The sequence below is a fragment of the uncultured Amaricoccus sp. genome (genome assembly GCF_937858865.1).
Classification (GTDB): domain Bacteria; phylum Pseudomonadota; class Alphaproteobacteria; order Rhodobacterales; family Rhodobacteraceae; genus Amaricoccus.
The window spans coordinates 1-9,868 of record NZ_CALLYO010000193.1; the positions used below are offsets into that span (position 1 = coordinate 1).

12 protein-coding genes are annotated in these 9,868 nt (G+C 71.0%); 4 read left to right on the top strand and 8 right to left on the bottom strand.

Annotation, left to right across the window (positions count from 1 at the left end; all coding sequences use genetic code 11):
- From uxuA to Q0112_RS05290, 4 genes are all read right to left on the bottom strand, one after another.
- On the bottom strand, positions 1–725 hold a 725-nt coding region (gene uxuA, locus Q0112_RS05275), incomplete at its 3' end, for a mannonate dehydratase (RefSeq protein WP_297972418.1).
- A 14-nt stretch (positions 726–739) separates the two neighbouring features.
- Positions 740–1,651, bottom strand: coding sequence for an SMP-30/gluconolactonase/LRE family protein (locus Q0112_RS05280; protein WP_297972420.1), 912 nt, complete (start codon positions 1,649–1,651; stop codon positions 740–742).
- A 155-nt stretch (positions 1,652–1,806) separates the two neighbouring features.
- Positions 1,807–2,400: a hypothetical protein gene (locus Q0112_RS05285; protein ID WP_297972423.1), complete on the bottom strand. Its 594-nt coding sequence runs from the start codon at positions 2,398–2,400 to the stop codon at positions 1,807–1,809.
- Positions 2,401–2,512: 112 nt separating this feature from the next.
- Complete coding sequence (locus Q0112_RS05290) at positions 2,513–2,896, bottom strand: response regulator (protein ID WP_297972426.1); 384 nt, start codon at positions 2,894–2,896, stop codon at positions 2,513–2,515.
- Between the two features lie 229 nt (positions 2,897–3,125).
- Between Q0112_RS05290 and Q0112_RS05295 the strand changes: the two genes are divergently transcribed.
- Positions 3,126–3,338 carry a hypothetical protein gene (locus tag Q0112_RS05295; protein ID WP_297972428.1) on the top strand — a complete coding sequence of 71 codons (213 nt, stop codon included), beginning with the start codon at positions 3,126–3,128 and terminating at the stop codon, positions 3,336–3,338.
- 9 nt (positions 3,339–3,347) lie between these two features.
- Here the strand turns inward: Q0112_RS05295 and Q0112_RS05300 are convergent, their stop codons facing one another.
- A complete protein-coding gene (locus tag Q0112_RS05300) occupies positions 3,348–5,180 on the bottom strand; it encodes an HWE histidine kinase domain-containing protein (RefSeq protein ID WP_297972431.1) in 1,833 nt (610 codons plus the stop codon).
- Between the two features lie 159 nt (positions 5,181–5,339).
- Here Q0112_RS05300 and Q0112_RS05305 point away from each other — a divergent pair, with 159 nt between their 5' ends.
- Entirely contained in the window at positions 5,340–5,537 is a 198-nt protein-coding gene (locus tag Q0112_RS05305; protein WP_297972434.1) for a CsbD family protein, read from the top strand.
- Between the two features lie 22 nt (positions 5,538–5,559).
- Here Q0112_RS05305 and Q0112_RS05310 read toward each other — a convergent pair whose 3' ends face one another.
- Positions 5,560–6,018 (bottom strand): copper chaperone PCu(A)C, encoded by a 459-nt coding sequence (locus Q0112_RS05310; protein WP_297972437.1) that lies wholly within the window; start codon positions 6,016–6,018, stop codon positions 5,560–5,562.
- Between the two features lie 81 nt (positions 6,019–6,099).
- Positions 6,100–6,903: a response regulator gene (locus tag Q0112_RS05315; protein ID WP_297972440.1), complete on the bottom strand. Its 804-nt coding sequence runs from the start codon at positions 6,901–6,903 to the stop codon at positions 6,100–6,102.
- 174 nt (positions 6,904–7,077) lie between these two features.
- Between Q0112_RS05315 and Q0112_RS05320 the strand changes: the two genes are divergently transcribed.
- Together Q0112_RS05320 and Q0112_RS05325 are read left to right on the top strand one after the other, a co-directional pair.
- On the top strand, positions 7,078–7,266 hold the full coding sequence (locus tag Q0112_RS05320; RefSeq protein ID WP_297972442.1) for a NepR family anti-sigma factor: 189 nt from the start codon (positions 7,078–7,080) through the stop codon (positions 7,264–7,266).
- Positions 7,263–7,814, top strand: a complete 552-nt coding sequence (locus Q0112_RS05325) for a sigma-70 family RNA polymerase sigma factor (protein WP_297972445.1) — start codon at positions 7,263–7,265, stop codon at positions 7,812–7,814. The genes Q0112_RS05320 and Q0112_RS05325 overlap by 4 nt, the downstream gene beginning before the upstream one ends.
- On the opposite strand, the gene Q0112_RS05330 is transcribed toward Q0112_RS05325, so the two are convergent.
- Positions 7,750–9,489 carry a hydantoinase B/oxoprolinase family protein gene (locus Q0112_RS05330; RefSeq protein WP_297972448.1) on the bottom strand — a complete coding sequence of 580 codons (1,740 nt, stop codon included), beginning with the start codon at positions 9,487–9,489 and terminating at the stop codon, positions 7,750–7,752. The two genes, Q0112_RS05325 and Q0112_RS05330, sit on opposite strands and share 65 nt — an antisense overlap.
- Positions 9,490–9,868: the final 379 nt, after the last annotated feature.

The following is a 9,868-nucleotide window of genomic DNA, read 5'->3' on the forward strand; positions in this document are numbered from 1 at the left end:
TCGTCGGGGTGGCAGCACATGCGGATGCCGACGTCCTCGGCCGTTGGGATCACCTGCTCGAGGAAGGCGATGAAGTGGGCGCGGAGCTGCTCGGGGGAGATGTCGCCGTATTCGGCGAGGTGCCGGCGCACGTCGTCGAGCGTGATGCCCTGCGCCGATCCGGGCAGGCCGAAGACGATGTTGCGGGCGAGCTGCTTCTTGCGCTCGTCGCCCATCGCGGCGTGCCGCTCGGCGGCGCGCGCGCGGACGTCCTCGGGGTAGTCCTCGGCGGCGCCCTCGCGGCCGAGGATGTGGATGTCGAAGGCGGCGAAGTCGGGATAGTCGAAGCGCATGCAGGTGCCGCCGTGGCCGACCTGCCAGGCGAGGTCGGTGCGCGTCCAGTCGAGGACCGGCATGAAATTGTAGCAGACGACCTCGATGCCGGCGTCGGCGAGATTGCGCAGGCTGATGCGGTAGTTCTCGATGTGCGCGCGCCAGTCGCCCTTCTGCTTCTTGATGTCCTCGGAGACCGGCAGGCTCTCGACCACCTCCCAGGCGATGCCCGAGGGGGTGCCGTCGCCGCGCGTGGCGATCTCGCGTTGGCGCTGCGCGATCTCCTCCGGCGTCCAGACTACCCCGTTCGGGACGTGATGGAGGGCGGAGACGACGCCTTCCACGCCCGCCTGCAGCATGTCGTCGACCGAGACGAGATCCTTCGGGCCGAACCAGCGCCAGGTCTGCCGCATGGGCGCGCCCTCCCTCAGAAGCCGCAGCCGCGGGCGTTGACGTAGAGCGCGAAGACCGAGGTCGTGGCGCAGATGAAGAGCCGGTTCCGCTTCGGCCCGCCGAAGCAGACGTTGGCGACGACCTCGGGGATGAGGATCTTGCCGAGCAGCGTGCCGTCGGCGGCGAAGCAATGCACGCCGTCGCCGGCCGAGGACCAGATGTTGCCCTTGGTGTCGACGCGGAAGCCGTCGAAGAGGCCGTTGTCGCAGGTGACGAACTCGGCGCCGCGCCCGACCGAGGTGCCGTCGGGCGACACCGGGTAGGCGCGGATGCTCGGGGTGCAGTCGGGCTCGTGGGTCCGTCCGGTGTCGGCGACGTAGAGGATGCTCTCGTCGGGCGAGAAGGCGATGCCGTTCGGCTGCACCATGTCCTCGATGAGGAGCGTCACGGCGCCGGTCTTCGGGTCGATGCGATAGACGTTCGAGGAACCGATCTCGGAGGGCGCGGCGTCGCCCTCGTACTCGCTGTCGATGCCGTAGCTCGGGTCGGTGAACCAGACCGAGCCGTCGGACTTCACCACCAGGTCGTTGGGCGAGTTGAGCCGCTTGCCGTTGAAGGAATCGGCGAGGATGGTGCGGCTGCCGTCCGCCTCGATCCGGCTCACGCAGCGGCCGCGGTGCTCGCAGGCGAGGAGCCGCCCCTCGCGGTCGACGGTGTGGCCGTTCTGGTTGCGGCAGGGCGCCTCGAAGACCGAGACATGCCCGCTCGTCTCGTCCCAGCGCATCAGGCGGTCGTTCGGGATGTCGGACCAGATCAGGTACTTGCCGGCCGGGAAGTAGGCCGGACCCTCGGCCCAGCGGCCGCCGGACCAGAGCTTGTCGATGCGCGCGTTGCCGTGGATGAGCTTCTCGAAACGCGCGTCACGGACGTCGATGAAATCGGGCATGGCCGCTCCCCCCTGATGCCGCTCTTTTCGTTGCCGTGCTATGGGCTTAGGCGATGGCCCGCCCGCGGTGCAAGCCCCTTCGCCTCGCCTGCGCCCGAAAACGGCTGCCGCATGGTGCGGCAGCCGTCGTTCGTCATCGAGCCAAGGGTGCGGGTTCAGCCGGCGGGGGCCGGCTCGGGGGCGATGTACTCGGGCATCGACTTGAGCGCGTCCGCGGTGTGGTTCGTGGTCAGCACTACGAGGCCGTCCGGGGTCCGGTAGGCCGCCATCTCCTCGGGTGCGAGCATCACCTTCGTCTCGCCGAAGCCGAGCAGGCCGCCGAAGCGGGCGATCACCTTGTCGATCCTGCCCTCGGCGGACATCAGCACTTCGTCGACGGAGGCGATCGTGTCGCCCTCCTGGCCGAGGATGTCCGCGCCCATCAGGGTGTCGGGCGTGAGGGTGGCGAGGTCGACGGGAACCGCGCCTTCGGGGAGCGCCCCCTCCGGGGCGGGCGCCGGGGTCGCGACGTCGGCAGGCGCGTCGGTCGCCGCGTCCGGCGCGGCGGGTTGCGCCGTGTCGGTCGGCGCCGCGTCGTCGGTCGTGCTCTCGGGAACCTGCGCGGCGTCGGGCGCCTCGGTGGCGGGAGCGCCGGCGTCGTTCTCCAGCACCGGCGGCGCGGTTTCGTTCGCCGCCGGGCTCTCCTGCGCCAGGGCGCCGAACGCGAGCAACGCAGCGGCGGCGGTGCCGGCAAGAAGGGTCTTCAGCATGTCTCACTCCTTCGTCGCGCCGCAACCGCGCGGTCGGGCGACCGCAGCGATGCGGCTGGTGTGCGGGGGAGCAACGCCCGCGCCGGGTGAGGGTTGCCTGGGGCGGCGGGAATCAGCCGAGGCGGCCGAGCGCGCGGGCGAGCGCCCCGTGCAGCGCCTGGCTGGAGTAGGGTTTGTCGACCGTCGGGGCGGCGCGCAGCGCCTCGGGCAGGCTGGCGTCGTCGCGCATGCCGCTGGCGAAGACGATCGGCACCCGCGAGCTGAGCAGGTCGCCGGCGAAGGCCTCGCAGCGTTCGTGACCGATCACGAGGTCGAGGACCGCGACGTCGAGGCGCTCGCGCGCCGCGATGGCGCGGGCCTCGTCGAGCGTGTGCGCGACGTGCACCTGGCCGACCCCGAGGGACTGCAGCATCTCCTCGGCGTCGATCGAGATGAGGGCGTCGTCCTCGAGCAGGAGGACACGGATGTTCGGCAGGGCCAGGCGCCTCTCGATCACGGTGCGGTGCTCCCTCCGGCTGAGGATGTATGCGGGCGGCACGTCCCGCAAGCTCGTCTTCCGGATGCCCCTCGCCGGCAGCCGATCCGGAATCGATCGGGTGACGGACGATCGCATGCCCCTGGAACGGACGCATTAACATTTGTCGGGGGAACGATCGGGGCCGCTGCCGGTTGGAGGTACGGGAGGTGCAGGACGCCGGGGAAGCGGCGGCAGGATGGAGGCGGGTATGTCAGGGGTGCAGCGATTTGCCGGCTATGCGTCTCCGCAGGCCCTGCTGGCCGATCCCTCGCTGAGCGAGGACGAGAAGCTGGGCGGCCTGCGCACCTGGCGGGGGCGGATCCTGCGGCTCGGTCGAGCCGAGGAGGACGGCGAGCTTCGCCGCCTGTTGGGAGAGATCGACCGCGCCTTTGCGCGACTCGGGTCGTTCGGCTCGGGCTGAGGCGGGAATTCAGGTCTGCGCCAGGCCGGCATCGGGGAACTCGATCTCGCAGACGAGTCCTTCGGGCTGGAAGTCGAGGGTGACCGATCCGTTCAGCGTGGCGCCGACCAGGCGCTCGAGCAGGACCCGGCCGAAGCCGTGGCGCTCCGGCGGCACGACCGGCGGGCCGCCGTGCTCGCGCCAGAGGATGCGGATCCTTCCGTCGGCCCGGGTCCAGCCGATGTCGAGCTCGCCCGCCTCGCTCGAGAGGGCGCCGTACTTGCTGGCGTTGGTGGCGAGTTCGTGGAAGGCGAGGCCGAGGTTCTGCGCCGTGTCCGGCGAGAGGACGAGCGCCGGGCCGTGCATCCGCACCTGGGCGGCGTCGGGCGAGATGGTCTGGGCGACGCTCGCGCGCAGCAGCTCCTCGAGGTCGGCGCCCTGCCAGGAGCGCGAGACGAGGAGGTCGTGGGCGGCGGCCATGGCGCGGAGCCGGGACGAGAAGTCGGCGATGAAGCTGTCCATGTCCTGCGAAAGGTCCGCCGTCTTGCGCGCCATCGCCTGAATGACGGCGAGAAGGTTCTTCGAGCGGTGGGTGAGCTCGCGCATCATCAGGCGCATCCGCTGCTCGGCCTGCCGCCGCTCGGTCAGGTCGAGGGCGCTGACCAGGATGCCGCGCACGCCGGGGTCGACGCCGGCCGCATCGCCGTCCGGGTCGGCGGCGCGGGGGGCGACCGCCTCGATCGTGAGCACGAAGAAGCGGCGGTCGCCGGCGAAGCCGAGCTCGACCTCGACCGTCTCGCGGCCGCCGGTTTCGAGCACCCGCTGCTTGGGCGGCAGCAGGCGGCGCAGTTCGTTCTCGGGGTAGATCTCGGCGTCGGTGCGGCCGAGGAAGTCCTCAGGCCGCGTGCCGGGCGGGGGGGTGGAGACGAAGCTGTAGCGCAGGTCGGCGTCCTGCTCGAAGACGGTGATGCCGGAGTTCTCGAGCGCGAGCTCGAAGCGGCGCGAGGCGGCGGCGATCTGCGCCGCCATGGCGGCGAGCCGGACCTCGAAGAGCCGCTTCTCGGTCACGTCGACGGCGGTGCAGAGCACGCCGTCGATCTCGCCCGCTGGGTCGACGGTCGGGCTGACGGTCATGTCGAGGTAGAGCGTGCCATCGCTCGGGGTCGCCACGGCCACGGTGTCGCTGGTGGTGAGGCCGGTCGCGAGCGCGCGCCGCTTCAGCTCGAGCGACTCGTCCTCGGCGCCCTCGCGCAGGAAGTCGGCGGTGCGCTTGCCGATCACTTCGCTGGCGTCGAGCCCGAGGCGGGGATTGTGGATCCAGGTGAAGCGCAGGTCGAGGTCCTGGGTGTAGACCGTGATGTTCGAGCGCGAGAGTGCCTGCTCGAAGCGCTGGGTCGCCCGCTCGAGCTCGTGGGTCCGCCAGGCGATCGCCGTCTCGAGCGAGGTATTGGCCTGGACGAGGGCGAGGTTCGCCCGCGCGAGGTCCCTCGGGGAGGGAAGCGCCAGCAGCCGCGGCAGCTCGCGCCAGGCGACGGCCGCGGCGATGAGGCCGGCTGCCGCCGCCGCGAGGCGGAGCAGACGCTCGGCACCGTCCGCGGGGAGCCACAGGCCGACCGCCTGCCCGAGGTTGAGCAGTCCCGTCGCCGCGATGAAGACGATGAAGACGGCGACCACCAGGCGCGCGGTGCGGTCGAGGTCGCGGCGGCGGAGGAGGAATGTCAGGGCGGCGGCGGCGATCACGAGGCAGCCGAGCGCGATCAGGACACTTGTAGTGGCGTGAAGCACGAGATGATCGGGCGAAGGCGCGCCGAGCGCCCCGGGAAACGCTCGGGGACCGGCAGGGTCGATGGGGTCGATCGTCATGTCCAGTTGCATTCCTGCCGGCCAGCCCACGGCAACGCCCCCTCGGGAGAGAGGTTCCAGCAGCAAACCGTGACCACCGCGGCCCGATCCGCCCGGAACCATGCCGGAGGGGAGCCGTTCTCCCGGCATTCGACATCGTCACCGAGGAAGGAGCGATACATGAACTGGGATCGGATCGAAGGCAACTGGAAGCAGTTCAAGGGCAAGGTGCAGCAGGAGTGGGGATCGCTGACCGATGACGACCTCGACCGGATCAACGGCCGGCAGACCGAGCTGACCGGCATCCTGCAGGAGCGCTACGGCAAGTCGCGCGAGCAGGCGCAGAAGATGGTCGACGACTGGCTGGCGCGCGGCTGAGCCGGGATCGCCGGCGCCACGGTCAGTGGGCCGTTCCGTCCGCGCGGCGCGGCTCGACTGTGAACTCGACCGGGACGGCGCCGGCCGCCTCGAACCGCAGCGTGGCCGGGATGGCTTGCCCGGCCACGAGCGGCGCCTTCAGCCCCATGAACATGACGTGCATGCCCTGGGGTTCGAGCGCCACCGTTCCTCCGGGTGGAACCTCGATGCCCTCGACCGGCCGCATGCGCGAGACGCCGGCCGCGTCGACCTCGACCGTGTGGATTTCGGTGCGTGGAAAGCCGGTCTCCACCGCGATCAGGCGATCCGGCGTCGTGCCCTTGTTGGTGATCGTGAGATAGCCGGCGGCCGTCATCGCGCTCGCCGAGGTTTCGAACGCATGCGGATGGCCGATCTCGAGCGTGCCGGCGGCGACGTCGTGGGCATGGGCCGCGCCGCTCGCGAGCGAGGCGAGCGCAAGGGCAACGAGAAGGCGGCGCATCGGGGCCTCCCTGGGTTGTTCGATCCGACCCCGTGCATAGGAGCTCGGCGGCCCGAGCTCAATGCGGCCGGGGCGCGCAGCTCAGGCGTCGAGCGAGGCGGCGGTGCGGAAGAAGAGCGCCTGGCTGACCGTCGCCTTCACCGCGTCCGGATCGTAGGGCTTGGTGATGAGGAAGGTCGGCTCCGGGCGCTTGCCGGTCAGCAGGCGCTCGGGGAAGGAGGTGATGAAGACGACCGGAACCTCGAACATGGCGAGGATGTCGCGGACCGCGTCGAGCCCCGAGGAGCCGTCGGCGAGCTGGATGTCGGCGAGGACGAGCCCCGGCTCGTCCCTGCCCGCCGCGGCCACCGCCTGGCTTGCGGTGCGGGCGATGGTGGTGACCTGATGGCCGAGGCTCTCGACGATCTCCGACAGGTCGAGGGAGATGAGCGGCTCGTCCTCGATGATGAGAACCCGCGTGGCGATCTGCCGGTCGATGTCGGCGAGCGCTTCGGCGAGGAGCGCCTCCACCTCCGCCTCGCTCCGCCCGACGATCGTCGCCGCTTCGGCCGGCCGGAAGCCCTCGAGCGTGGCGAGCAGAAGGACCTGCCGGCTCTCCGGGGCGAGGGCGGCCAGGCGTTCGCTGGCCGCGCGCTCGCCCGCGGCAGCGGTTGGCTCTTCCCCCGCCTCGTCGAGATCGAGCCCCTTCTGCAGGCCGTGGAAAAGCCGGTAGAGGCCGACCTTCACCCCCTGGCTGCGATCGAAGATCGAGGGATCGGCGAGGATCGCCTCGAGGCAGGCGGTCACATGCGCGTCCCCGCCGCTCTGCGAGGCGGTGAGCGCGCGGGCATAGCGGCGCAGGTAGGGCAGGTGGGGGGCGATCTCCTGGGACAGGCTCGTGGGCATCTCGCGCTTGATCCTCCGGCACGACTCGCCGGCCCGAGCATGCGCACCGCCGGCACGGCGTCAATCGCCGAACCGGAGCAAAGGTTCCACGTCAGCGGGGAACCATCGCGACGGCTTGCGCATTTCGCTGGAGTGGAGTGCATTCGGCAAGGGTCAGGCGGACCGGTTGGAGTGATGATGACGGGCAGGGATTCCGGCGGCGGGGAAAAACCTCCCAGGCGAGGGGGCGCGCGTAAGCAGGACTGGATCACCAACCAGCTGCGGCGGGTCTACGACGAGGCGCTGCAGGAGGAGATCCCCGCGGACATGCTCGAGCTTCTGGCGAAGCTCGAGGGAAAGACCGCGAAGGAGAGCGACTCGTGAGCTCGAGCTTCCGCGACGATCTGGTGGCCGCGATCCCCATGCTGCGCGGCTTCGCCCGCTCGCTGAGCGGCAACCGCGACCGCGCGGACGATCTGGTGCAGGAGACGCTGGCCAAGGCGATCGCCAATCGCGACAAGTACCGGCAGGGCACCAACCTGCACGCCTGGCTGGTGACGATCCTGCGCAACCAGTATTATTCCGAGGGCCGCCGCCGCTGGCGCGAGGTGTCGGATGCGGAAGGCACCTATGCCGCGCGGCTGACCGCGGCGCCGGCGCACGACGGGCGGATGGAGATGCGCGAGTTCCTCGGTGCGCTGCAGGTGCTGCCGCCGGACCAGCGCGAGGCGCTGGTGCTGGTTGGGGCGAGCGGGCTCTCCTACGAGGAGGCGGCCGGGGTGCTCGGCACCCGCGTCGGCACGGTGAAGAGCCGGGTGAGCCGGGCGCGCGCCCGGCTCGAGGCGCTGCTCGCCGGGCGGGAGGAATTCACCCGCGACGAGGAGGCGGTGTCGAAGTCGGCCGAGCAGCTGCGGCGGGCGCTGTCGGCCTGAGGCCGAAGAGCGCCGCGGCCTCTTCCGGGGCGTAGCGGCCGAGGCGGACGTCCTCGGCGACCGCGGCGGGGTCGCGGGCGGCCGGCGGGCCGTAGCCGCCGCCGCCGGGCGTGCGGACGCGGACGCGGTCGCCGGGAGAGAGCGGGATGTCCTGCGCCTTGGAGAGGTGCTCGGGGGTCTGGGTCTCGCCGTTGCGGATGATCTCGACGCGGTTCTTGCCGCCGTCCCGGCCGCCGAGGGCGCCCTGCGGGCCGAAGCGGCCGTGGTCCATGACGAAGGAGGCCCGCGCGGTGCCGCGGAGGAGCTCGACCTCGTAGTCGAGGCCGAAGCCGCCGCGGTGCCGGCCGGCGCCGGCGGAGTTCTCGTGCAGGGCGTAGCGGCGGTAGAGGACGGGGTACTGTTGTTCCATGATCTCGACGGGGGGCGCCTTCGAGATGCCGATCGTGGAGCAGCCGTTGGAGAGGCCGTCGTGGTCGGCGTTGCCGCCGTAGCCGCCGCCGGAGATCTGGTACATGACGTAGTCGCGGCCGCGTTCGGGGTCGTGGCCGCCGAGGGCGAAGTTGCCGGAGGTGCCGGCGGGGGCGGCGATGACCCTTTCCGGGAGGGCGGGGACGAGGGCGGCGAAGACGGCTTCGGCGATGCGCTGGCTGACTTCCGCCGCGCAGCCGGAGACGGGGCGGGGGTAATGGGCGTCGAGGAAGGTGTGCTCGATGCCGGTGACGTGGAGGGGGTCGAAGGCGCCGGCGGAGATCGGGACCTCGGGGAAGATGTGGCGCATGGCGAGGTAGACCGAGGAGAGGGTGGTGGCCCGGACCGAGTTCATCGGGCCGGCGCAGGGCGCCGACGAGCCGGCGAAGTCGAAGGCGAGGTCGGGGCCCTCGCGGGTGACGGCGAGGGCGATGGTCAGGGGCTCGTCGACGACGCCGTCGCTGTCGATGAAGGCCTTCGCGGTCCAGGTTCCTGCCGGGATGGTGGCGATCATGGCGCGCATCTGGGTGGCGGCGCGGGTGCGGATCTCGGCGATCGCGGCCTCGACGGTGGGGTCGCCGTAGCGGTCGAGGAGGGCGCTGAGGCGCTGCGCACCGGTCAGGAGGGCGGCGGCCTGGGCCTTCACGTCGCCGATGCGGGTCTCGGCGATGCGGATGTTCGAGGTGATGATGGCGTAGATTTCGGGGTCGAGGGCGCCTTTCTTGAAGAGCTTGACCGGGGGGAGGCGGAGGCCTTCCTGCTCGGCGCTGGTGGCGGAGGCGGAGAAGCCGCCAGGGACCATGCCGCCGGTGTCGGGCCAGTGGCCGGTGTTGGAGAGCCAGCACCAGATCTTCCCGTCCCGGTAGAAGGGGGTGGCGAAGCGGACGTCCATCAGGTGGGTGCCGCCGAGGTAGGGGTCGTTGACGATGTAGACGTCGCCGGGGTCGGGGGGGAGGGTGAGGCCCTGGGCGATGCGCTCGAGGATGTGGCGGGTGGAGAACTGCATGGTGCCGACGAAGACGGGGAGGCCGCGGGCACCCTGGGCGATGAGGGCGCCGTCGATGGCGGAATAGATGCCGTCGGAGCGGTCGTCGGCCTCGGCGATGACGGGCGAGAAGGCGGCGCGGGAGAAGGCGAGGTCCATCTCGTCGCAGACCTGCTGCAGGCCGGCCTGGATGACGCCGAGGGTGATCGGGTCGAGGGTCATTTCGCGCGCCCGGGTGCGAAACGGGAGGATTTCGCGCGCGAAACATAGGGTAAGTGTATGAATACAAAGGGATTCATCGGGTTAAAACTTGGTAAACGCTGGGCGGCATCGCGTGGACCCCGGTCCGGACGGCTCGGGTCGAGGCTAGATCCGCGGCGGGGCGGCTGGCAACAGCGGCGGATGGGCGCTTGGCGGATCAGCTGGGAGGAGGGTGATGCGGGCGCTGGTGGCGGCTTCGGCGGGTACGCGCGAGAGCGGGGCGCGGGCGGTCGAGGGAACCGGATGGCGGCGGAGGTGGGACGGAAGGTGCCCTCCACGGCATAGGGTGAGGCCGCCTCGGCGGAGATAAGATTAGTAGGTCTGTTCAGCTAGTTAGCCG